This is a genomic window from Acinetobacter sp. A2 (assembly GCF_012371325.1).
GTDB lineage: Bacteria > Pseudomonadota > Gammaproteobacteria > Pseudomonadales > Moraxellaceae > Acinetobacter.
Map to the genome: position 1 here is coordinate 1 of NZ_JAAZQX010000006.1, position 24362 is coordinate 24362.

At 40.8% G+C, this 24362-nt stretch carries 25 protein-coding genes and 1 pseudogene; 15 read left to right on the top strand and 11 right to left on the bottom strand.

From position 1 onward, the window contains the following. The 3 genes and pseudogenes from HHA43_RS13145 to HHA43_RS03645 all read right to left on the bottom strand — a co-directional run. Positions 1 to 206: pseudogene (locus HHA43_RS13145) on the bottom strand (hypothetical protein); the annotation flags it as partial. 93 nt (positions 207 to 299) lie between these two features. Next, entirely contained in the window at positions 300 to 746 is a 447-nt protein-coding gene (locus HHA43_RS03640; protein ID WP_168460095.1) for an acyl-CoA thioesterase, read from the bottom strand. A gap of 146 nt (positions 747 to 892) precedes the next feature. Further along, positions 893 to 2275, bottom strand: coding sequence for a Do family serine endopeptidase (locus tag HHA43_RS03645; protein WP_168460096.1), 1383 nt, complete (start codon positions 2273 to 2275; stop codon positions 893 to 895). A 330-nt stretch (positions 2276 to 2605) separates the two neighbouring features. Here HHA43_RS03645 and nadB point away from each other — a divergent pair, with 330 nt between their 5' ends. Further along, entirely contained in the window at positions 2606 to 4240 is a 1635-nt protein-coding gene (gene nadB, locus HHA43_RS03650) for an L-aspartate oxidase (protein WP_168460098.1), read from the top strand. Positions 4241 to 4418: 178 nt separating this feature from the next. On the opposite strand, the gene mtlD is transcribed toward nadB, so the two are convergent. The 5 genes from mtlD to pabC all read right to left on the bottom strand — a co-directional run bounded on the left by mtlD (position 4419) and on the right by pabC (position 9768). Further along, a complete protein-coding gene (gene mtlD / locus HHA43_RS03655) occupies positions 4419 to 6548 on the bottom strand; it encodes a bifunctional mannitol-1-phosphate dehydrogenase/phosphatase (RefSeq protein ID WP_168541695.1) in 2130 nt (709 codons plus the stop codon). A gap of 194 nt (positions 6549 to 6742) precedes the next feature. Further along, entirely contained in the window at positions 6743 to 7159 is a 417-nt protein-coding gene (locus HHA43_RS03660; RefSeq protein WP_168460100.1) for a PaaI family thioesterase, read from the bottom strand. A gap of 107 nt (positions 7160 to 7266) precedes the next feature. Continuing rightward, entirely contained in the window at positions 7267 to 7875 is a 609-nt protein-coding gene (tmk, locus tag HHA43_RS03665; RefSeq protein WP_168541697.1) for a dTMP kinase, read from the bottom strand. A gap of 2 nt (positions 7876 to 7877) precedes the next feature. Further along, positions 7878 to 8942, bottom strand: coding sequence for an endolytic transglycosylase MltG (mltG, locus tag HHA43_RS03670; RefSeq protein WP_168541699.1), 1065 nt, complete (start codon positions 8940 to 8942; stop codon positions 7878 to 7880). Then, the gene (pabC, locus tag HHA43_RS03675) at positions 8935 to 9768 is read right to left on the bottom strand and encodes an aminodeoxychorismate lyase (protein ID WP_168541775.1); all 834 of its coding nucleotides are present in this window, start codon (positions 9766 to 9768) and stop codon (positions 8935 to 8937) included. The genes mltG and pabC overlap by 8 nt, the downstream gene beginning before the upstream one ends. A 171-nt stretch (positions 9769 to 9939) precedes the next feature. Here pabC and HHA43_RS03680 point away from each other — a divergent pair, with 171 nt between their 5' ends. The 7 genes from HHA43_RS03680 (at position 9940) to HHA43_RS03710 (ending at position 17053) form a co-directional block, all read left to right on the top strand. Next, entirely contained in the window at positions 9940 to 10950 is a 1011-nt protein-coding gene (locus tag HHA43_RS03680) for a sulfate ABC transporter substrate-binding protein (RefSeq protein ID WP_168541701.1), read from the top strand. 265 nt (positions 10951 to 11215) lie between these two features. Next, positions 11216 to 11821, top strand: a complete 606-nt coding sequence (locus tag HHA43_RS03685; protein ID WP_168460106.1) for an alpha/beta hydrolase — start codon at positions 11216 to 11218, stop codon at positions 11819 to 11821. 84 nt (positions 11822 to 11905) lie between these two features. Continuing rightward, entirely contained in the window at positions 11906 to 12739 is an 834-nt protein-coding gene (gene cysT / locus HHA43_RS03690) for a sulfate ABC transporter permease subunit CysT (RefSeq protein ID WP_168460108.1), read from the top strand. Further along, on the top strand, positions 12736 to 13629 hold the full coding sequence (cysW, locus tag HHA43_RS03695) for a sulfate ABC transporter permease subunit CysW (RefSeq protein ID WP_168460110.1): 894 nt from the start codon (positions 12736 to 12738) through the stop codon (positions 13627 to 13629). Before cysT ends, cysW begins: the two co-directional genes overlap by 4 nt. An 11-nt stretch (positions 13630 to 13640) precedes the next feature. Next, positions 13641 to 14702, top strand: a complete 1062-nt coding sequence (locus HHA43_RS03700; protein ID WP_168541703.1) for a sulfate/molybdate ABC transporter ATP-binding protein — start codon at positions 13641 to 13643, stop codon at positions 14700 to 14702. Between the two features lie 53 nt (positions 14703 to 14755). Next, positions 14756 to 15679 (top strand): CysB family HTH-type transcriptional regulator, encoded by a 924-nt coding sequence (locus tag HHA43_RS03705; RefSeq protein ID WP_168525785.1) that lies wholly within the window; start codon positions 14756 to 14758, stop codon positions 15677 to 15679. Between the two features lie 201 nt (positions 15680 to 15880). Next, positions 15881 to 17053 carry an outer membrane protein transport protein gene (locus tag HHA43_RS03710; protein WP_168541705.1) on the top strand — a complete coding sequence of 391 codons (1173 nt, stop codon included), beginning with the start codon at positions 15881 to 15883 and terminating at the stop codon, positions 17051 to 17053. Between the two features lie 55 nt (positions 17054 to 17108). Here HHA43_RS03710 and carO read toward each other — a convergent pair whose 3' ends face one another. Beyond that, complete coding sequence (gene carO / locus HHA43_RS03715) at positions 17109 to 17855, bottom strand: ornithine uptake porin CarO (protein ID WP_168541710.1); 747 nt, start codon at positions 17853 to 17855, stop codon at positions 17109 to 17111. A 303-nt stretch (positions 17856 to 18158) separates the two neighbouring features. Here carO and dapD point away from each other — a divergent pair, with 303 nt between their 5' ends. From dapD to HHA43_RS03740, 5 genes are all read left to right on the top strand, one after another. Then, entirely contained in the window at positions 18159 to 18980 is an 822-nt protein-coding gene (dapD, locus tag HHA43_RS03720; RefSeq protein WP_168541712.1) for a 2,3,4,5-tetrahydropyridine-2,6-dicarboxylate N-succinyltransferase, read from the top strand. A 79-nt stretch (positions 18981 to 19059) separates the two neighbouring features. After that, the gene (queE, locus tag HHA43_RS03725) at positions 19060 to 19770 is read left to right on the top strand and encodes a 7-carboxy-7-deazaguanine synthase QueE (RefSeq protein ID WP_168460122.1); all 711 of its coding nucleotides are present in this window, start codon (positions 19060 to 19062) and stop codon (positions 19768 to 19770) included. A 74-nt stretch (positions 19771 to 19844) separates the two neighbouring features. Further along, positions 19845 to 20516, top strand: coding sequence for a 7-cyano-7-deazaguanine synthase QueC (queC, locus tag HHA43_RS03730; protein WP_168460124.1), 672 nt, complete (start codon positions 19845 to 19847; stop codon positions 20514 to 20516). Positions 20517 to 20529: 13 nt separating this feature from the next. After that, complete coding sequence (locus tag HHA43_RS03735; protein ID WP_168525778.1) at positions 20530 to 20934, top strand: hypothetical protein; 405 nt, start codon at positions 20530 to 20532, stop codon at positions 20932 to 20934. A gap of 70 nt (positions 20935 to 21004) precedes the next feature. Continuing rightward, on the top strand, positions 21005 to 21466 hold the full coding sequence (locus HHA43_RS03740) for a peroxiredoxin (RefSeq protein WP_168541714.1): 462 nt from the start codon (positions 21005 to 21007) through the stop codon (positions 21464 to 21466). Positions 21467 to 21530: 64 nt separating this feature from the next. On the opposite strand, the gene HHA43_RS03745 is transcribed toward HHA43_RS03740, so the two are convergent. Beyond that, positions 21531 to 22106, bottom strand: coding sequence for a nicotinate-nicotinamide nucleotide adenylyltransferase (locus tag HHA43_RS03745; RefSeq protein WP_168541716.1), 576 nt, complete (start codon positions 22104 to 22106; stop codon positions 21531 to 21533). A 100-nt stretch (positions 22107 to 22206) separates the two neighbouring features. Here HHA43_RS03745 and HHA43_RS03750 point away from each other — a divergent pair, with 100 nt between their 5' ends. After that, positions 22207 to 23007 carry an enoyl-CoA hydratase-related protein gene (locus HHA43_RS03750; protein WP_168460130.1) on the top strand — a complete coding sequence of 267 codons (801 nt, stop codon included), beginning with the start codon at positions 22207 to 22209 and terminating at the stop codon, positions 23005 to 23007. A gap of 150 nt (positions 23008 to 23157) precedes the next feature. Next, entirely contained in the window at positions 23158 to 23934 is a 777-nt protein-coding gene (locus tag HHA43_RS03755; protein ID WP_168541718.1) for a nitroreductase family protein, read from the top strand. Here the strand turns inward: HHA43_RS03755 and HHA43_RS03760 are convergent. Further along, positions 23931 to 24248, bottom strand: a complete 318-nt coding sequence (locus HHA43_RS03760) for an NGG1p interacting factor NIF3 (RefSeq protein WP_168417786.1) — start codon at positions 24246 to 24248, stop codon at positions 23931 to 23933. The two genes, HHA43_RS03755 and HHA43_RS03760, sit on opposite strands and share 4 nt — an antisense overlap. Positions 24249 to 24362 lie beyond the last annotated feature (114 nt).

Below are 24362 nucleotides of genomic sequence, written 5' to 3' on the forward strand. Positions count from 1 at the left end.
TCGGAGAGCGATTGATTTGTTTTTTTAGGGTGCGAAGAACAATCATAGCCTAAATCTACAATATCGGTTTCATAGAACTCGTTCTTTGACCATTCATTGCATACCCAAGATGCAAATTCCTTAACAAAGCCATTCTTGTTTTTAGGGCATATAAAATAAGCTAGGTCTTGTTCTACTTTTTTTAAACCCTCAATAAAGCCTTCCATTCAATCCGCCTATATGCTTAATTATACATACTTGAATTATGCATATATGTATATATTTGTCTATATAAATAGATACTATTAATTACCCTCAACTTAATCATAAGCACTAAAATCTAAAGGATTAACGTCCGTAGCCAGTGGCTGATAAGCTTGCGTAAAGGTAGGTGACATACGCTTTGGACGGCCTGTGGCAATTTCTACACATGCCCATTGTGTGCTACCCATGAATACCAGGCTTTTATCTTGCGGGCGATAAAATGCATACTGACGAAATGAATACAGTGCATTCAAATCACTGAGCCACGTTCGTAAAATTAGCTCCTCACCTTCAAGAGCCGCTTTACGATATTGCGCATGGTGTTCTACAGCAACCATGGCATGTTTCAGTTTCAAATACTCTTGTACACCCAAACCTAGCTGTTCTATATGCGCCGATGCCACATCTTGCATCCATTGCACATAAACCACGTTATTTACATGGCCCAAAATATCTATATGTTCGGGTTGAACCGTGATTTTTAAATCAAATATGCTGCTCATTGCATCCTTTTACTAGAAACTGCCGTGTCTGCTTAGTTTATCAAAAATATTCAATTTGCATAAAAAAGTCGCTCTGTTTGAAGAGCGACTATTATACGACTGATCATTTATATTGAAATCAAATCAATCCTGGCAGATGCTTTAACTTATTGAATACGCATCCCAATAATGGCACGTTGCCCTTGACGAATAATCACGACCCGAGCGACTGAACCTTTTTTCAGGGTAGATACCGTTTCAACAAACTGGTTGGCATTTTGAATTGGAGTATTATTCAGTTGTACCACCACATCTCCCGGCATAATACGCGCCTGAGCTGCTGAACCACCACGACGCACTTCCTGAATGAGCACACCACCTTTAATATCTAACTGGCGTTGTTCTGCAACAGTTAAGTCACGAATAGACACACCTAAAACAGGGCCTTTAGCAGCAGTTTCAGGGTTGTTTTTTGCAGGCGTATCATCTGGTGCTGTGCTGACTGTAGCGGTAATATTACGGCGTTTGTCATCACGTAATACTTCAAGCTGAATACTCTGATTTGGCACTGAACGGTTTAAATAGTTCAACAATTCCGAAGTTCTAGAAATTGGCGTACCATTATATTTAAGAATGACATCACCCGCACGTAAGCCTGCACGTGCAGCAGGTGAATTTGGTGCAACTTGAGTAATCAATGACCCTTCTGGTTTGCTCAGTTTATAAGATTCAGCCAAATTACGGTCAATATCCTGCAAACTCACCCCTAAATAAGAACGGGTCACTTTACCATTTCGTTTTAACTGATCGGCCACGTCCATTGCTACATCAATAGGAATAGAGAATGACAACCCCATATAACCACCCGTACCACTAAAAATACGGGAGTTCACGCCCACAACCTCACCACGCTGGTTGAACAGTGGCCCACCTGAGTTACCTGGGTTTAAAGCTACATCGGTCTGAATAAAGGGTACTGAGGTTTCACCCATCATATTCCGCATTTTTGCACTGACAATCCCTGCCGATGCAGAATAGTCAAATCCAAATGGAGAACCAATTGCAAGTACAGGCTCACCTACACGCAATTGATCGACATTGCCTGTACGCAACTCTGGGAAACTCACACCTTGCACTTTTAATAAAGCGACATCGGTACGTTCATCACTACCCACAACAGTTGCATCTAACTCACGGCGGTCATTCAGTACAATTGTGACTTTTGAAGCATCTTCAACCACGTGGTGGTTCGTTAAAAGGTATCCATCTTTACTAATAAAAAATGCACTGCCATAACCTGTTTTTTCTTGTGGCAATTGTTGTTGTGGAATAATGACTTGATTGCCAAAAAAACGGCGTAAAATTTCTGGAACTTGTTGTTGTAAGAGTTCTTCCTGACTCATTTTTTTGACAACATTGACACTCACGACAGCAGGACTCACCTGCTCAACCAAATTAGAAAAGTCTACTGGTGGTGCTGCTTGAGTCTGCACAGTTGCCATAGTAAAAACAGCCGCATATAAACCTTTTTTTAAATTGCGATTTTTCATAAATAGCATTCACTCAATAATAATTATGACTTCGAACCCATCTTATTTATCACAAAATTACTAGGTTTTGCGTAATAAAATGTTGAATCTTTTCAGTTTCGGCTTTTAGTTTATTGCAATTAAATCAGTTTGATGAGATTGAATATTTAACCTCTCTGAATCTGACTTAAAGCTCAACATCTGAAATAGATTGGACAAAATTGTGATAAAAGTTGGAATATTCCATAAAAGTTTCCCGTTTATTCTTTTTTTTCATTATTCATGCCCACTTCGCACTTGCGTTTTTCTGCAAAAAGGGGTGTCATTATCCAACTTTTTTCAAATTAGCTGATGGACATGTCTAATTTAAACACAACACATCAATTTGATGTGATTATTGTGGGAAGTGGTGGTGCAGGTTTGAGTTTAGCGCTCTCATTACCCCAGCATTTCAAAATCGCCGTTTTGGCAAAATCTACCCTCACTGAAGCCAGCACCTTTTATGCGCAAGGTGGTGTTGCTGCAGTCCTTGATGAAACCGACTCGATCGAACAACATATAGATGACACCATGATTGCAGGTGCGCATTTGTGTGAAATTGACGCCGTAAAACAAACGGTGGAAGGCGGCAAACCTTCGGTAGATTTTCTGCTCAAACATGGCGTGCAGTTTACCTTAGACGAACAAGAGCAATTGCATTTAACCCGTGAAGGCGGCCATTCTCAGCGCCGTATTATTCACGCTGCCGATGCTACAGGCCGTGCAATTTCCACGACTTTGGTGCAACGTGCTCAAGAACAGCAAAACATCACTATATTTGAAAACTATATCGCCATTGACCTGATTACCTCACAAAAGCTTGGTTTAAACGAAGCTAATCGTTCATTAGGCTTATATGCACTAGATGAAAGTACTCAAAAAGTACATACCTTCCTTGCTCCATTTACCGCTCTTGCCTGCGGCGGTGCAATGAAAGCCTACCTTTACACTTCAAACCCAGACATTGCGACGGGCGATGGTATGGCCATGGCTTTCCGTGCGGGTTGCCGTGTAGCCAATATGGAATTTAACCAATTCCATCCAACCTGTTTGTATCATCCTCAGGCGCGTTCTTTTTTAATTACTGAAGCCATGCGTGGTGAAGGTGCATATTTACGTTTACCTGATGGCGAACGCTTTATGCTGCGTTTTGATGAACGAGCAGAACTCGCTCCGCGTGATATTGTGGCACGTGCAATTGACTATGAAATCAAGCGTTTGGGTATTCGTCATGTATGGCTAGATATTACCCACAAGCCTGCAGAATTTGTCAAGGAACACTTCCCTACACTGTATGCACGTTTGCTGGAATTAGGCATTGATATCACTACAGATATGATTCCGGTTGTACCTGCTGCCCACTACACTTGTGGTGGGGTGATGGTCAATGAACATAGCCAAACCGATATTTCTGGTTTATACGCGATTGGTGAAACGTCTTATACAGGTTTGCATGGCGCTAACCGCATGGCAAGTAACTCTCTTTTAGAATGTTTTGTATATGGAATGGCAGCGGCCAAACATATTGAAGCACATCACACTACAGATTATTGCTCACCTGAAGTTCCTGCTTGGGATGATTCTCAAGTGACCAACCCTGATGAAGATGTTGTAATTTTACAAAACTGGGATGAACTTCGTGCAACCATGTGGAACTACGTCGGTATTGTACGCACCACTAAGCGTTTAGAACGTGCTTTGCACCGTATTGAAATGCTGAAACGTGAAATTACCGAGTATTATCAGGACTACCAAGTTAGTAAAAACCTGATTGAGCTGCGTAATTTGGTTCTGGTTTCTGAAATGATTGTACGCTGTGCCATGCAACGCAAAGAATCACGTGGTTTACACTTCACGCTGGATTATCCTGAGCTTGCGCCTGAATTGCGTAAAACTGTGCTCATTCCACCTAATTTCCAAGTGGAAACTCCATTGGTGAATGAGTGATCTGATTGCTTGTTACGCAACAGCATTTGCATAAAAGTATCTGTGAATAAAGTGCATTCGAATTCTAATGCAAGAAAGCACCGAATCGTATTCCATAACACGATTCGGTATTTTATCATTTTGAATATGATGACGTTAACTTACTAAACCTCCTCCTAAAAATTCATCAAGTTGAGTTTTATATTACGGCTGCAACTTGAGTATCATCTTGAATAAATGCTTCTAAGCGAACTTGACCAGCCAATAGTTGCTGTAATTGGTGGCTAATTGTGTACTGCAATTGCTGCCGTGTCTGTTCGTATATAGGCGCATTTTGCAATTGTTTTGACAAATGCTGTAATGCTGCTTGAGTCCCCAACTGCTGCATTTTAATTGCATACAGATAGCCCAACACCACTCCTTTCTTCACATAATTTGCAGCTAAATCATGCTGCAGATGATAAATCAAAGCACCCATCACCCGTTCATTGGCTGAGAGTTTACGCAAAGGGTCACGTGCCACACGCTGACACGGGTCTTTATAGGCATGTTCACATGAGTCCAGAAAGCTCTGTGCCAGATGCTTTAAGTTTTGCTGACGATGCGGCAACTGTACAGCTAATCCCAACGCTACTTGTGCCGAAACAGCGCGGGTAAAATCTGCAACCAATGGGTCTGCCATTGCGACACCAATACTGTTATGCCCTATTAAACTGGATAACCAAGCCATCATGGCATGTACACCATTCCATAAACGATTTTTAATGAGTTGGATTTCGGCAATATCATCTACCAAAATCATTTGACGCATGTGTTGCAATAATGGACTGGCATTTTCCACATAAATAGGCATGTCACTTTCAGCATGAAATAAAATTAAATCCATACTTTGCAAAATGTGACTGGGCTGAAAATTGCGTCTTAAATCTTCTACATATAAGGTCGCTTGACGCTCTTGCTCAGGCTGCAATCGAGTATTGTCTTCAATTTCAATTGGCTCTGCTTCGTCATCCAACTGAAATTGCTTAAAAATATTATACTTGATGCGTAATTGGCGATATAAGTTTTGATCGCTTAATTTAGAGACCATTCTATTTACGACAGTATCGCAAAAATAATGCTGCGCCATAATTTTGGCTGCCGTATCGGGATCCAACAACGTCTCTAACGCCTGATGAATATGCGTCATCAAGAGCTGTTTTGCCCCAACTTTATTTAAAATTACCAAAATAGTTAAAGGCTGATGGAGTTCAACTTGCGCTATAAAACGGGCATATAAGCCCTGCGCAATTACTTTAGCCTCTTGCTGTAAAGCATGTTCAGGCAAACATAATGCAATTAGGCTCGACTCCACATACATTTGCTGCATCTGCTGCAAGTTCTCCGCATCAATGATGTGCATATTTTCAATTCGTTCATCATAAGAACATTGTCCATAACGAATTGAATACGTTCCAAAGGCGTTTACTGCAGAACGATATAAGGTATTCCGTGTAGAAGCATAAATACGTTTAGGACGGGTATAGCCATCCCAGTGCGATAAAATTTGGGCCAAATAGCCCCCACCTATTGCACCAAAACCATGAATCCCCACACTCAACTGATTTAAAGTTTGCGGGAAGGCCTCTTGTAAACTCGGCATTTCCAATACAGGAATAACTTGATTTAAGTCATCTAAATAAGCTTGCATACTTGCGTAATAATGCTGCGTGAGTGACAACATATTAGCATTAGGTTTTTTGATATCCCGAAATAGTATGGTTATGCCACCCGCTGCATGTGCAGATTTGATTCCATTTTCAGAATCTTCCAGCATGAAACATTCGCTGGGTTCTAGATTAATTTTTTGTGCGGCTGTTATAAAAATTTCAGGATGTGGCTTGCCCTGTTGCACCTCATCGCCACAAACTAATACATCAAAAAACTTATAGACATTGGCATTAATCAAATATTCTTCGGCAATGGCACGACGACTAGACGTAGCAACCGCCATTCTCAAGCCAGACTTTCGTAACCGCTCTAATACCTGCAACAAACCTTTTTTAATGGGCACACCAAAATTGCGCACACTTTCTAGTTCTAGTTCATCAGCACGCTGACGGATCTCACGGTAAGGAATGTCTGCACTATATTCTGCTTGCGCCAGTTGTTCAGCGCTCTTTGCACTCAAACCCAAACATTGCATGAGGTATACGTCTGAAAATTCAACGCCAATGAGCTCCTGAGATGCCTGCTTCAATGTTTGAAACCGTAATCGTTCAGTATCAAACATTGTTCCATCCATATCAAAGATTGCTCCATGAACAATATTGTTCTTAAATTTAAGCATTTAGCTCCCTTGTTTTATCACTTACGGGTTGCTAGCTTAGACAAAAGCAGATTTGATCTATATGAAAAACATAAAATGAAATATTTGTGATTATTTTTTAACCAATCAAACCCTGATTTCCATGTGGTATGTGTACATATGTAACCACATGGTAAATATAAGTAACTAAAATTAAGATAAAGCTGACTTTATTCTCAGCCAATCTGTGGAATCGAATACGTCCCTGTGACATGCGCCACGGCATCATCTACACCTTCGGAATATACCCAAACCTCACCGACCACGAGGTTTTTCCCTACTTTCATTAAGCGACATTCACCACGTAAATTACGCCCTGCTGCGGGCTTGCGTAAAAAGTTGATGTTTAAATTACTGGTCACCGCCAAAGCCACCAAACCCAACTCCCCTAAAATGGCGATATAAAGTGCATAGTCTGCAACAGTCATCATAGTCGGCCCTGATACCGTACCACCTGGGCGTAAATCACGTTCATCGATGTGATAATTCACCAATGCCCCACGTGGCGTGATGGACACAATTTCGCATTTTTCCAGACTTTGCGGAAACTCTACTTTTAAAAATTCAATAATTTCTTCTTTGGTCATGCTCATGTTGTTCGATTCACTATTTTTCTAAATGATAAAAAATCTTCTAAAGCACAATCACTATAGAAGATTTTTTAATGCAATCAAATGCACAAGAATGACTGATTCGCTTGTTAAGTATTTGGCTGTAAATATTGCATTGCCTGTGCAAAGACTTGATCTGGGTTTTGAGTCGCATCCAAGCGCTTCACCCGCTCAGGATGTCGCTCCCACAAAGATTGATAGCCACCCCTTACTTTCTCAAAAAAAGTGGCTTTCTCTTGCTCAAAACGATCAAGCGCTCCACGCGCACGTGCACGGGTCATACCCAGCTCAATTGGGGCATCCAACCAGAAAGTTAAGTCAGGCATACGTGCCACAAAATGGCTATTCAGCATGTTCAACTTCGCTACGCTTAAACCACGGCCAGCACATTGGTAGGCAAAACTTGCATCACTAAAACGGTCGCATAACACAGTTTTACCTGCAGCCATTGCTGGTAAAATCACCTGATCTAAATGCTGAGCACGCGCTGCATACATCAACAATAACTCAGTGTCTGAACACATTTTTTCTTCATGGTTGACCGCGAGTAACAAAGCACGAATTTGCTCTGCCATAGGGGTTCCACCTGGCTCACGGGTTAAAACCACCTCTTGACCTTGTGCAGTAAAATAATCATGAATACGGCGAATGAGTGTCGTTTTGCCTACCCCTTCGGTGCCTTCAAAACTGATAAACATGCTTATTCCCCTGATTTTTTCGCGCGCAGTACATTTAAATATTCCTGCACGGCACGGTTATGATCTTGCAAATTGGTGCTAAATTTATGTCCACCATTACCTGTCGCGACAAAATAAATGTTGTCAGATTGGTCTGGATGCATCGCCGCTTCAATGGCTTTTTGACTTGGCAAGGCAATTGGTGTTGGCGTTAAGCCACTCATGGTATAGGTGTTGTATGGCGTTGGAGTGCGTAAATCCTGACGGGTGATATTACCCTGATATTTATCGCCCATTCCATAAATAACAGTTGGGTCGGTTTGCAAGCGCATGCCCAGTTTTAAACGGCGTACAAACACCCCAGACACTTGCTGTAATTCAGCATCGACATTGGTTTCTTTTTCAATAATTGAGGCCATAATCAAGGCTTCATATTTATTTTTATAAGGTAAATCTGCTGCTCGATTATTCCAAGCATCATCTAATGCTTTCATTTGACGCTGATATAAATCGGTTAAAATTTTACGATCAGTTTCACCTTTAGCGAAAAAATACGTATTCGGTGCAAACAACCCTTCTGGATGTGCATAAGGAATATTTAAAGCTTTCAGCAATTCTGCATAAGGTAAATGCACTACTTCTTTACTGACCAAATCATCTTTCTTTAATGCCTCAATCAATTGTTTAAAGGTCGTACCTTCGATCACCAAAATACGGTTCATTTGTGCATTTTCAGCATTGGCGATCATTTCCAAAACCTGACGTACACTCATGCCCTGACGGACTTCATACACGCCTTTTTTCATGCTGTCGTGAATCATCACCCGTTGATAGAGTTTTAAAACAATTGGAAAATTCACATGATCTTGTTCTGCCAAACGGTCAATAAAACGTGAGTAAGTATCACCATCATTAATCGCCAATAATTGTTTTTTTCCTTCAACTGGATAATCTTTAAATAAGCTGGACCATAAGATCATGCCAACGACCAAAAATAGTCCGAGTATAAAAATAAGCGCACCTTGAATAGCACGCTTAGACCGCATAGTTTTGGTTTTCTTTTTAGATTTTGATGGACGCTTAGACATAAGAATGAATCTGATTCAGTTGAAGTTGCTTAAATAGTTCCACACACGGTTGCACATCTAAAACCTGCTGCCCTAAATGGCTGACAATTTTCATGGGCGTTAAAGCATTACAGAAAAACAGACTTTGAATCTGCGCAATTTCCGACTCATGAACATCACGCTGTTCACAACGCAAATTCTGCTGTTGCATGCGCGATAAAATTTCTGCCCGCATGACACCGTGCACGCCATTATAACCAAGTTGTGGCGTAATCCATGTATTGTTTATACGAATGAAACAATTACTACTCACACCTTCAACCACACGCCCCTGCACATCGGTTACCAAAGCCTCAAGCCACCCCATTTGATCTGCCTCTTGTTTTAATAAAACCTGTTCAAGACGGTTCAAACTTTTCACACCAACCAACTGCGGCATCGTCAAGCCAATAGTCTGTTCTAAGACACCGCTTTGAATGATTTCGTAGTGGTATTCTGCCCCTAAAGTTTCTTGCACTTGAGGATAAAAGAATACCCATACATCGGCAGGATGTTCAGGCAAGCTATAACCACGCTGACCTTCACCACGACTCAGCACAATCTTTAATGTGCCATTCAACTTGCCCTGTTTTTGTTTTAAATCGGCCAGTGTTTTGTTAATAAGTTCAAGATTTGCAGTTAAATGCATGTGTTCTTTGGCATGCGCTAAACGCGCTAAATGGCGATGCCGCAACTCAACTTGATTGTTACGAATCCGTGCAGTGCTAAAACAGCCATCGCCATAATGAAATGCTCGGTCTAACAGGTGGATGTGCTCAATAGGCTCAGCATTTTTATAACACTGCATAGACAACTTACTCATGATTTATCACAAAATATAAAAAAGAATGAAGAAATTTATATTTATCATTTGCTGATATTCACCGCATTTTAAATTATTTTTTAAGAAAATGAACTGACTATATGCTTGCCTCATTCAACTCAGCACACAACAAAGCATAAACCAATGAGGTCAATCATGAGCTTTTCAAAATTTAAAATTGGGGTACTGGCAGCCATACTTTCTAGCACAGCACTGAGTGTATCTGCAAAAGACTTTCTCAATGTTTCTTACGACCCTACCCGTGAATTATACGAAGATGTCAATCAACACTTTGGCAACTACTGGAAAAAACGCACTGGACAAACTATTAATTTCAAGCAATCACACGGTGGCTCAGGTAAACAGGCACGTGCGGTTATTGATGGCTTAAATGCCGATGTTGTAACCCTAGCTTTAGCAGCGGATATAGATGTTATTGCAGAAAAAGCCAAACTATTACCCGCTGACTGGCAAAAAAAGTTACCGAATAACTCAACTCCATACACATCAACCATCGTATTTTTAGTCCGCCAAGGTAACCCTAAAAATATTAAGGACTGGGGCGATTTAGTTAAACCAAATGTTGCAATCATCACACCAAATCCGAAAACCTCAGGGGGCGCACGCTGGAATTACTTAGCAGCCTGGGCATGGGCTAAACATCAACCTGCTGGGAATGATACCAAAGCCCAAGAGTTTGTACGTCAAATCTATAAACAAACCAAAGTTCTTGATTCAGGGGCACGCGGTTCAACCACCACTTTTGCAGAGCGTGGTATTGGAGATGTCTTACTGGCTTGGGAAAATGAAGCTCATTTAGCGATTCGTGAACAGCCGGGTAAATTTGAAATTATTACCCCAAGCCTTTCTGTATTGGCAGAACCACCTGTGGCTATTGTCAATAAAAATGCCGAGAAAAAAGGCAATCAGCATCTTGCTCAAGGCTATTTAAACTTCTTGTACTCTCCTTTAGGGCAGGACTTAGCAGGTAAGCATTTTTACCGCCCACGCAGCGCAACCGCATTGACCAAGTATCAGCACGTATTCAAACCTTTAAAATTGGTCAGCATTGATCAAGAATTCGGTGGCTGGGAAAAAGTGCAGAAAGTCCATTTTGAAAATGGTGGTATTTTCGATCAAATTGTAAAAGCCAACGCTGCAAAATAAGCATGTGAAGGACTTGGGCAAGCACCCTCATTGAAAAATAGGGGTGCTTTTTTACCCTATTTTCTTATATATCTTTTTTATTCATATAAAATTCATTTTTAATTATTTTTTTTGCATAGAAACTCTCGCTATTCTTCGTGCAGGTTTCAAAAATGACTTTTAAACAATGGTCTAGTGATTTGAATTGCAAACCTAACCAGACCTTCCACTCAAAAAGTGGAACAGCAACGTCATTAATGTACATATATTTTTCAGGAGCATCGACATGATTCATACCGTAATTGTTCCAGGCGTGGGTGGCAGCGAACATGCTCACTGGCAGTCTTGGTTACAACGACAACTCATGTCTTGCTCACGTGTGCAACAACAAGACTGGAATTTACCAATTTTAAGTCATTGGGTGGCTGAGTTTGTGAAAACTGTTGCGCCTATTCAGGACGATATCCAAATCGTGGCACATAGCTTTGGCTGTCTGACCACAATTGCAGCCTTGGCACAATATCCTGAACTACAAGAAAAAATTAAAAATGTAGTTTTGGTTGCGCCTGCTAACCCTGCACGTTTTGGTGAATCAGGTTTTGCACAGCAAAGCCAAAACAACTATTTGGCTTATTTTAAGCAGCTCAAATGGTCTGTACCGACTCAATTATTAATTAGCGAAAATGACCCATGGCTAAGCTTTGAAGATGCGCAAGCCTTAGCGCAAACATGGCAATTAAAGCCTATTAATTTAGGTCAAGTTGGACATATTAATGTCGCTTCTGGCTTTGGTGCTTTCCCTGAGATTCATCATTATCTCATCTCACAAAATACGATGTCGCATATCAGCAATACTGATAACAGCAAGTATTTATTTAAATTTGCAATTTAACCCTTGCAAACTATGCTTGTGCCGAATTTACATTTTCTTTGCTCTGTTTGTTTTCAAACACAATTCTCTCTTTGAGGAGTCATCATGTCGCAGCGATCCCGAGTGCTGCCAGGATTTGGTCTTTCTCTAGGCTTTACCCTAGCGTATTTATCCTTAATTGTTCTTATTCCCTTATCGGCAGTATTTATTAAATCGCTTGGTATTGGTTGGGATGGTTTATGGGAAATTTTAAGTTCAGAACGTATTCTAAAATCTTTGCAATTAAGTTTTAGTGCTGCGCTCATCGCTGCCTTTATTAACGTGGTCTTTGGCCTGTTATTGGCATGGTGTCTAGTTCGCTACAGTTTCCCAGGCAAACGTATTATAGATGCGTTGGTCGATTTACCATTTGCCCTACCAACCGCAGTAGCAGGTATTGCGCTGACTTCTTTATATGCGCCTACGGGTTGGATTGGTCAATATTTAGAGCCGATTGGTATTAAAGTCGCTTATACCCCAATCGGGATTACCTTGGCCTTGATTTTTATTGGTATTCCATTTGTGGTACGTACCGTACAACCTGTATTAAGTGATTTAGAAACCGAACTGGAAGAAGCTGCATCGGCACTAGGGGCAAACCGTTTTCAAATTGTCAGTAAAGTGATTTTTCCTATTTTACTGCCTGCCTTAATCACAGGCTTTGCTTTGGCCTTTGCTCGTGGTGTAGGCGAATACGGTTCTGTTATTTTCATTGCAGGTAACCAGCCTTTTGAAACTGAAATTGCACCGTTAATGATTATTTCTCGCTTGGAAGAATATGACTACGCAGGTGCAACCACCATTGCTGTGGTGATGTTACTGATTTCTTTTGTGATGCTATTCCTTATTAATTTATTACAAGCATGGGCAAGCCGTCGCACAGGGAGAACTGCACGATGAGTTTAAATACCAACAGCAATGCTTTGGCTGAAAAATTACAGTCACGTGATGCCACCCGTGAACCGACTTGGGTGCGTTATACCCTAATTGCGATTGCCTTAATCTTCTTTTTAAGCTGCTTAATTTTGCCACTGATTCTGGTCTTTGTAGAAGCCTTTAAACAAGGTGTAGGGGTTTATGCACAAGCACTGGTACATCCAGACACGCTATCGGCAGTGAAATTAACCTTACTGACCGCAGCCATTGCAGTCCCTTTAAACGTGGTTTTTGGTGTTGCAGCCGCATGGGCAGTCGCCAAATTCAACTTCCGAGGCAAATCTATCCTCACCACGCTAATTGATATGCCATTTTCAGTTTCTCCAGTCATTGCTGGTTTAATGCTGGTATTGATTTTTGGTACACAAGGCTGGATGGGTGGCTGGCTGATGGAACATGACATCAAAATTTTATATGCCGTTCCTGCAATTGTTATCGCAACCATTTTTATTACTGTACCTTTTGTAGCCCGTGAATTAATTCCATTAATGGAAGCACAAGGCACAGAAGAAGAAGAAGCAGCAATTGTATTGGGTGCTTCTGGCTGGCAAACCTTTTGGAAAGTCACTCTACCCAATATTAAATGGGGTTTAATTTACGGCGTGATTCTGTGTAATGCACGTGCGATGGGTGAGTTTGGTGCAGTATCGGTTGTGTCTGGGCATATTCGTGGTGAAACTAACACCCTGCCACTTCACGTCGAAATTCTCTATAACGAATATACCTTTAGTGCTGCGTTTGCAGTGTCATCACTCTTGGCACTCTTGGCTATTGTAACCCTAATTTTAAAAACCTGGGTAGAAATTCGCCAAGAAAAACAAAACCAACGTAATGAAGATTCAACCGTTTCTTAAGGAATGACCACATGAGTATTCAAGTTAAAAATATTGAAAAAAATTTTGGTGCATTCCATGCACTCAAAGACATCTCTCTCGATTTTCCAGATGGTCAATTGGTGGCACTGCTTGGGCCATCAGGCTGTGGTAAAACCACCCTGCTCCGTATTATTGCAGGTTTAGAATCTGCAGATCGTGGCCAAGTAATTTTAGAAGGTCAAGATGCGACCGATGTGCATGTCCGTGAACGTCAGGTTGGTTTTGTATTCCAGCACTATGCCTTGTTCCGCCACATGACTGTATTTGACAACGTGGCTTTTGGTTTACGTGTACGTCCTCGTTCAACCCGACCTTCAGAAGCTGAAATTAAAAAACGTGTTACCCGTTTATTAGATTTGGTTCAACTTGGCTTTTTAGCTGACCGCTACCCTGCTCAGCTATCTGGCGGTCAACGTCAGCGTATTGCTTTAGCACGTGCCCTAGCGGTTGAACCACGTGTATTACTACTCGATGAACCTTTTGGCGCACTGGATGCCAAAGTACGTAAAGAATTACGTCGCTGGTTAAGAACCCTGCATGATGAGCTACACATCACGTCTATTTTCGTGACCCATGATCAAGAAGAAGCACTAGAAGTTGCAGACCAGATTATTGTTATGAACAAAGGTAATGTTGAGCAAATTGGTTCGCCACGTGAAGTGTATGAAAAACCTGCCACACCATTTGTATTTGACTTCTTGGGTCAAGCCAACCGTTTTGAAGGCCAACACCACAATGGCTTTGTTCAAATTGGTGAAGATCGGGTACAACTGCTGGATCAACCCAATGCACCGCAGGGTGACGTGATTGCATTTGCACGTCCAGATGAACTGCATATTCATGCACAACCACAAGAAAATTGCATTCAAGCCACCTTCTTACGTGAGGTTTGGATTGCAGGTAAAGTGGTTGCAGAATTGCAAGATCGTCAAGGTAATTTAATTGAAATTGCCTTAAGTGCAGAAGAAGCCAAGCTCCACCAATTCCGCCCAAATCAAACAGTATGGTTAAGTGTCAGCACTTTACATTTATTTGAAAATCAAGTTGCATAAGGACATTAAGATGGGGCGTCACATGCCCCATCCTCTTTTAAGGTTTCACCACTATGAATTTCCAACAACTTAGAATTATTAGAGAAACGGTTAGACAGAACTTTAATTTAACTGAAGCCTCAGCTGCACTGTACACCTCTCAATCTGGAGTCAGTAAGCACATTAAAGACCTTGAAGATGAATTAGGGGTACAACTCTTTGTGCGTAAAGGCAAACGCTTACTGGGGCTCACCGAACCCGGGCAAGCCTTGCTGAGCATTGTAGAGCGCATGTTGGTCGATGCTGACAACATTAAACGCCTTGCCGATGACTTTAACAAAGTCGATGAAGGCACGCTTACCATTGCAACAACCCACACCCAAGCACGTTATGTATTGCCACCAATTGTAAATCAATTTAAAAAGGAATTTCCTAAAGTTCATTTGATTTTGCAACAAGCCAGCCCTATCGAAATTTCAGAAATGCTACTTCAGGGTGAAGCCGATATTGGCATTGCAACGGAGTCTTTAACCACAGAAGACAACTTGGCCAGTGTGCCTTACTATAACTGGCAGCACAGCATTATCACCCCGCAAGATCATCCTTTAGCGAGTAAAACTGACATTCAGCTGACCGATCTAGCAGACTACCCAATTATTACGTATCACGGTGGTTTTACGGGTCGCTCTAAAATTGACAAGGCTTTTACCGATGCAGGGATTGATGCCAATATTGTAATGTCAGCACTGGATGCCGATGTCATTAAAACCTATGTGGAATTAGGCATGGGCGTTGGTGTGGTCAACAATGTGGCATACGATGCTGAACGCGATTATCGTCTCAAACAAATTCAGACCGATATTTTTGGCATTAATACCACTTGGATTGCGGTGCACAAAGGTCATTTACTGCGTGGCTACGGCTATGAATTTATTTCATTATGCGCCCCAGATGCAGATATTAAAGCCTTGAAGCGTATTGCGTATCCTGAGGAATAAGCCAAATTAGACCAACATAAGCACGTAAATTGACGTGCTTATGTTTCATCACTTTGCTATGAAATTGGTTTATCTTTTTGTGCAGCAAATAATTGAAATAATGATTTATATTTTATAAAAACCATGAATAATATAGAATCTAAAATAAAAAATACGATTCGATTTTAAATACGATTCTATAATTTCGACCAAGGGCGTAACATGAAATATCACATTTATACTGCGTTATTCTACGTGCTGCCCATCGGTCATGTTTATGCTGCAGGCTTAGAACGCAGTAATCAATCTATTCAAGCTTTCTTTGAAAAAGGCAATTATGCAGAAGTGTCTATGCTGCAAGTCAACCCGAATGTTTCAGGAAAAGTGCAACCTGTTTCATCTGTAGGGAGTCCAGAGTTTTCTACAGGTGATATGGTGAATAAGCAACACTACTTTCAAGCCGCCTTAAAACTACAACCGCATCCACAAATTTCGGTCGCATTATTATTTGACCAACCTTTTTTTACGGATGTGGGTTATCAGTTCAAAACGACTCACCCCTCTTCAGAAATTGCAGACGTTGAATTCGATTCAAACAACATGACTGCACTGGTTGGCTTCCAACCAAATGCAAACTGGAATCTGTTTACGGGTGTGAGCTACCAATCCTTTTCAGGGAATCTCAGAATTGGTACACACGTCGACAATATTTATTTTGATTATGATGTGCACTTCCCTAAAGATCACGCATGGGGCTGGCTGGCAGGTATCAGCTATCAACTTCCTGAATATGCTTTCACTACAGCTATTACCTACCGCTCTAAAATTAAGCACCATACCAATGCTAGCGAAAGTTTTTTGGGGTTTCCTCTAGAGATTGCACCACAGCATGCGACTACTATTCAAACACCAGAATCAATTAATTTCGATTTTCATACAGGTTTACCTGCACAAAATTTTCTCTATGCATCCTTAAGATGGGTGAATTGGCAAGATTTTGAAATTCAGCCCTCACAATATGCTGCAATGCTACAGCAAGTACCTAATATGAATTTAAATCTGATTGATTACCAAAAAAATCAGTGGTCGGCACGTTTGGGTGTAGCGCATCAATGGTCACCAAAATGGATCACTGCTGTTGAAGGATTGTGGGACTCAGGTGCAGGAAACCCGGCTTCCAGCTTCAACCCTGTAGATGGTTATTTAGGTTTAGGTACTGGCCTTATTTATAATTTCACCCCTAAAACTTTTGTGATTAGCGGTATTCATTATCTGTACTTTAATCAACCAAAGAATGAACAAGGGTCTTCTTTGCTTTCACAAAGCTCACACTTTTCACAACTCGAAGAACGGGACGCTTGGATTTATCATCTCAAACTTGCACACCGTTTTTAGTCCATAAAAAAACGAGCCGAAGCTCGTTTTATGTTTACTCAAACACTGACTTGAATTACCAATGGTAGCTTACACCTAGTTTCGCTACTGGCATCCATTCGTGTTCATTATCATTACGGATGTCTGCTTCTTCTCTCTCCAATGCAGTATCTAAAGCAACACCATTATTATTGGTTGCTGAACCAGAAACACGATTTAAAGATACAGTTGGATTACCTGTGTAATAAGCACCAACTTCACCAAACACGCCCCAGTTATTGTTGATTTTTGGTGCAAAACCTAAGCCTAAATATGGAGCAATATCATTTTCGTATTGTAACTCACCATTGATGTGTACACCCTCAGCACCAGACTGGAAGTCAGTTTTCCCTACTGAGAAGTTAGTTACACCACCTACACGGCGGTCAAGTTTGTAATCATTATCTAAATAAGCTACACCTGCAGCTACATATACACCTTGCGCCCAACGATTTTCACTTGCTCCCCATGGACGGAGTTCAGCATTCAAATAGACATTGTTATTGTCCATGTCCATATCATACTTTGATCCATTGATAGACAGATCATCTGACCAAGAAATATCACCACCGTTATAACCTAAAGCTAAGCCAACGTATGGGTTTGCAGTCCAAAGTAAGGCACCGCCATAACCTGTTGTACCAGCTTCAGCACGAACACCTGTTGGAATGAGTTGGTTACGGTCAAATGCATAACCATCTTGCACAACAGCTGTATCTGCCATTGCAGAACCTGCAACTGCTGCCAATACCGATGCGGCTAAAATTGTGTGTAAAGATTTCATTGTGTTCTCCTCAAATTAAAACTTTTAAATTTTTCATTCGTTTTGTCATGGAAAAACTATAGGGCATGTTGCGCTCATCTTTTATGCAAGATTTGCTAGGTTTATGTTATTTTTTGATACAAATTCTTTTTTCTTGTTGATTGTTAAACAATTTAATTTCAAAACAGTAACAATTAAGCCGTATATAATCTGTTTAGCTTTCGACCTTTCATTATAATTTCTTTATTTAAAGCTTAATTTTCAATCTATTCTTGACACAATATAGTGTAAAATCTTGGGGAAATTTTTCAGGTAATTACATCGATGTCGCAGCTTTCAACAATTATTGAACAAGCATTTGAAGACCGTGCTAATTTTACAGCGGCAGATTGCCCTGCTGAAATTCGCCAAGCAGTTGAACAAGCAATTGCGGGTTTAGACAATGGCACATTACGTGTAGCTGAAAAAATTAACGGTGAATGGATTGTTCACCAATGGTTGAAAAAAGCAGTTTTACTATCGTTTAAATTGAATGACAACAAGCCAATTGAATCTGGTGACCTTCGTTTTTACGACAAAGTTGATACTAAATTTACAGACTGGACTGACGAGCAATTTAAAGCAGCAGGAGTACGTGTTGTACCGCCTGCCGTAGCACGTAAAGGTTCATTCCAAGCCAAGAATGTTGTATTAATGCCTTCTTATGTAAACATTGGTGCCTATGTAGATGAAGGCACTATGGTAGATACATGGGCAACAGTGGGTTCTTGTGCACAAATTGGTAAAAATGTTCACTTATCAGGTGGTGTCGGCATTGGTGGTGTACTTGAACCTTTGCAAGCTAACCCAACTATTATTGAAGACAACTGCTTCATCGGTGCACGTTCTGAAATTGTAGAAGGTGTGATTGTAGAAGAAGGCTCAGTCATTTCTATGGGCGTGTATATTGGTCAATCTACCAAAATTTATGACCGCGAAACGGGCGAAATCCACTACGGTCGTGTACCTGCTGGCTCTGTAGTAGTATCAGGTAACTTGCCATCTAAGTGTGGCACATACAGCCTATATGCGGCTATCATCGTGAAAAAGGTGGATGCCAAAACACGTGCAAAAACCAGCTTGAACGATTTATTACGCGAAGACTAATTTCCTTTCAGTCTTCAGCATCTCTACGATCAGCAATGATCGTAGGGATTTTTGTTTTTTATATACTGTGATGAATATTATGAGTACGCTCCGATCTTCCGCTATTCCTGTTTCTGATCCGTCTGCGGGGTTACGCATTACGGAGATTTTTTACTCATTACAGGGTGAAGCCAATACGTCTGGTTTACCGACTGTCTTTATTCGTCTTACGGGTTGCCCTTTGCGCTGCCATTATTGCGATACCACATATTCTTTTGAAGGTGGTGAACGCAAGTCTTTAGACGACATTATTCAAACTACGCTCGATTTTAAAACCCCCTATGTATGTGTCACAGGTGGAGAACCACTGGCTCAACCCAATGCACTGCCACTTATGCAGCGTCTGGCAGATTTAGGCTGTGAAGTGTCTTTAGAAACCAGCGGTGCTTTAGATGTCTCTAAAGTGGATCATCGTGTATCTAAAGTGCTGGATTTAAAAACCCCTGCATCGGGTGAAATGTCGCGGAATTTATTATCAAATTTAGATTTTTTAACTCCGCATGATCAAATCAAGTTTGTGATTTGCAATCATGACGATTATCTTTGGGCAAAACAGCAGCTTGAACAATATCAACTGCATAAAAAAGTAGACACGGTGTGGTTCTCCCCCGCATTTGCCGTCGAAAAAGGTGCAGTAAGCCTGCCTCAGCTTGCACGTGATTTAGCGCAGTGGATTTTAGCCGACCATCTCCCGGTTCGTTTCCAGTTACAATTGCATAAATTGCTTTGGAACGATGAAACAGGTCGCTAATGCTGACTGCCGAAATTGCTCAGTATTTTGCTCAGGCCTTAAATCTTAATTTTTAAAGTTTTGGAGATTCAACTATGCGCCCTCGTGCCATTGTATTGTTATCTGGTGGATTAGACTCAACCACGTGTTTGGCATGGGCACAAGCGCGTTATGAATGTATTGCGCTTAGTTTTATGTATGGTCAGCGTTCTACCACAGAATTGGATGCTGCACGCACCTTGACCCAAAAAGCAGGCGTTGAGCACCGTGTGATTAATATTGATTTGGGTAATTTAGGTGGTTCTGCGTTAACCGATCACAGCATTGAAGTACCTGACCATGAGCAAGAAGGTATTCCTGTTACCTATGTGCCTGCTCGTAATACCATCTTCCTGTCTTATGCCTTAGCTGCAGCAGAAGTATTTGATGCAGAAGCGATTGTGATCGGTATCAATGCGGTAGATTATTCAGGTTATCCTGACTGCCGCCCTGAATTTATTGATGCTTTTGCCAATATGGCACGTCTGGCCACCAAAGTGGGTGTAGAAGGCAAACCGCTAAAATTTGAAACACCATTGTTACATTTATCCAAAGCAAATATTATTCGCTTAGGTATTGAACATGGCGTAGACTATAGTCAAACGGTTTCTTGCTACCAAGCAGATGACCAAGGACGTGCTTGTGGTAAATGTGACAGCTGTCGCTTACGCAAACAAGGTTTTGCCGATGCAGGTGTTGCAGACCCAACACGTTATATACCGTCATAATAAGGTAAAGTGTATGAAAAATTTAAAATCAAACATTATGGTTTCTGCGATTGTGTCTGTAGCTGCATTATTCGCAACAACAACACACGCAAATAATGATAAGTTGCAACAGGCATACAAAAGCACCAATGTAAAAGCAGCTTTAATTAATGTTTGTAAAGAAGAAACTGCTAAAGGCAAAAAACTAACTACTGCTGAAGTGAACAAGTATTGTACTTGTGCAGTAGAAGCAGATGGTAAATTGACCAACGCTCAGAAATGGGAAATTCAAAGTGCCATTAACCAGAAAAAGAGCCCTGGTACTTTAGCTTTTGTACAAAAGCAAAATAAAGATTTACAAGCTTGTTTTGGCCCACAGTTAACAGGTAAATTAAAAACCTTAACTGAAGAAGCAATGAAAGCTGCTGAGAAAAAATAAGTTTTCTTAACAATTTCAACTAGCCACTTTATGTGGCTAGTTTTTTATGTGTATGGTCTTGGAGAAAAATATGAGCACGGCTGCAATTCAATTACCAAATCAGGCTTTTCCTGCAACTACAGGTGAAGTGAACTTAACCGAACTTGGTACAGATTGGTTGGTGGTTTATTTTTACCCAAAAGATTCCACGCCTGGCTGCACGACACAAGCAGTGGATTTTACTGCACTCAAAGCTCAGTTTGATGCACTGAATACCACCATTATTGGAATTTCACGCGATTCGGTCAAAGCCCACCAGAACTTTACCGAAAAGCAATCTTTAGGTATTAATTTAATTAGTGACAAAGAAGAAGTGCTGTGCCAATTGTTTGATGTAATTAAAGAAAAAAATATGTATGGTAAAAAAGTGATGGGCATTGAACGCTCGACTTTTATTTTCCATCAAGGTCAACTGGTAAAAGAATATCGTAAAGTCAAAGCTGCTGGGCATGCAGAACAAGTCTTGGCTGACTTAACCGCTTTACAGGCTTAATTTTCTGCTTTGAAAAATTGTGGATGATTGACGCATTGTCAATCATCCATTGCTCTCTAAAAATTCATTTTTCCAGCAAATTGCTGCTGTCCTGTTGTTGATATTTTTCTTGTAACTGTTGATAAATAGCTGTGTTTTGAAATGCCTTTAAGAAATCAATTGTGCCTTGCGGGAAAAAATTAGGCTGGATTTCCCCACGATAATACGCTTCACGTGCAGGTGTAGCAGACATCGCACCTTGCAAACTGTCTAGCTCGACCATTTCCCATTCAGGGAAAAATTTTAAATAATAAGACGAATCATCTTTAAAATGCCCGATCAATCCTATTCGATCTTGCGGTTGAATCAGTTCATTTACTAAAAATTTCACCAGTTTTTGCCATTTTTCATCATTATACACATCTACCACGTGCACAAATTTGATCCGCTCTTGTATATCTGGCGTAAAGTTAGACAAAATCATTTGTTCACGTTCTTTGGCTAAAAACGGATTTTTCAAATTACGCTCAGCTTGAGCCGAACCCAAGGCCAAAATCACATAATGACTGCGCTGCAAAGCAATTTGAATAGTTTGCAAGTGTGCCAAATGAAATGGCTGAAAACGGCCAATGAAAACCAAATAATCAAAGGTATATTGCATAATAAATCTAACTTTTTATGAACTCATGAGTTGTGCCAGCGCTGCGAATTTGCGACATAATGAGCCATAAATTCAACCCAATTAAAGCAAGGATAGTACGATGACACTGAGCTGTATTCAACAACCCCACCCACATTTGAATGCGAATTTAGAGCATGGTGTACTGACTTTAGCCATCAATCGCCCAGAAGCAAAAAACGCGCTGTATGGTGAATTATATTTATGGATTGCACAAGCCTTAGATGAGGCAGATCAAGCCAATGAAGTGCGTTGTGTCATTTTACGTGGTGCAGATGCCGACTTTAGTGCAGGCAATGACATGCAAGACTTTATGAAGTCTGCTGCACTTAAAGGGCAATTGCCTGCTGCGGAAGGCCCTCCATTCATCTTGCTAAAATCTGCAGCTAAGTTTTCAAAACCTCTAATTGCTGCAGTTCGTGGGGTAGCAATTGGCATTGGTGTCACAATTCTGTTACATGCAGATTTAGTTTATAGCGATGACACTGCGCTATTCCAGATTCCATTTGTGAGTTTAGGTTTATCGCCAGAAGGGGCTTCGAGCAAGCTTTTAGTGGAGCAAGCAGGCTATCATAAAGCTGCTGAACTTTTACTGACTGCACAAAAATTTAATAGTGAAACTGCCTTGGCTGCAAACTTAGTCAATAGTATTGAAAGTGATGTCTATGCAACTGCACAGCAAAAAGCAGCGCAATTGGCCGCTTTACCATTGGCTTCACTCAAACAGTCTAAAGCGTTAATGAAACACAATGTAGATGAAATTGTGGCGTGGATTGACCATGAAGCCGAAATTTTCATGCAACGTGTCGGCTCACCTGAAATGATGGAAGCTGTGCAAGCCTTTATGCAAAAGCGTAAACCTGACTTTAGCCAGTTTAATTAAGCTGCTGTTTCACTAAAAATGAATTCAACACATCACCTGAATTAAGAAGAACTACTAACCACATTCGGCTTAAGCGAATGTGGTTTTTTCTTTATTCGCCCCCATATTTTGCTAAGTGCTGTCTATCATTAAAATTGAGGATTATCTGAAATGTCTACTAAGCTTACTCAAGACACCAAACCAGAGAAAAAAGAACGTTATTTTGAAGCTGCCCCACAAGATATTGATGTCGAAAACTTTAAAAAAGTCATTCAAAGCCGTCGTTCAGTACGTAAATTTACCGACAAAGCCATACCTGCTGAGGTTTTAGATGATTGCTTAGACATGGCCTTACTTGCACCAAACTCATCTAACTTGCAGCCGTGGACATTTGTTGTGGTGCAAAACCCTGCTAAGAAAAAGCAACTGGTCAAAGCCTGTTTAGGACAGCTTGCGGCACGCACTGCCGCAGAGCTCATTGTGTGTATTGCACGCACAGACCGGGTGGATGAAATGGCCAAAAAGAACATCAGTGAATTTCCTTTTCCTGAAGCCCCTGCTGCAGTGAAAAAGTATTACAAATTTATTCCTTATAACTACATGACTGGTTACCTAAACACAGTAGGTAACTTTAAGAAAGTTGCATTTAAAATTGCTCGTAGTTTAGATAAACAATTACCTGTCACTGCCTTCACCCCTGCCGATGCAAAACTTTGGGCCAGTAAAACCACCGCACTCGCTTGTGAAAATATGGTATTAGCACTTCGTGCACATGGCTTTGACAGTTGTATGATGGAAGGTTTTGATGAACCAATGGTACGCAAATTATTAAAGCTGAATGATCAACAGCACCCAGTTATGGTTATTGCTGCAGGTGAACGTGCCGAAGATGGTGTATTTTTCCCGCAATATCGTTTTGACCGTGGGTTATTTATTCAAAAGGTTTAATCCTTTATTTCAATTATTTGTAAAAACTCAAAGGCAGGTTCTTCATAAGGATGACTTGCCTTGAGTGCCTTTGCCACTGCCTTGGCGTATTGCTCAGGCACAATGGTTTCCACTCTCCACTCGGCTACCTGTTCTAAAGTATCCAACTCACCAATAAATGGTTGTGCGCCCTGTACTGGTTTAAATTGACCTGTGCCTAAAACCTGCCATGCACAATGCTCATAATTGCCAATACCGCCCGCACCCGCTGTAAAAATAGCGTTCTTGGTTGCCTCAAGATGTGATTCGGGTACGTAGTAGATGAGTTTTAGCATATATTTCCTTATCAACATATGAATAAAATCGTTCGTTAAAATCTATTTAAAATAGTCTAAACAGAATTTATGCAATCAGCCTTGTTCTATACAAAACACTTAATCATTTAAATC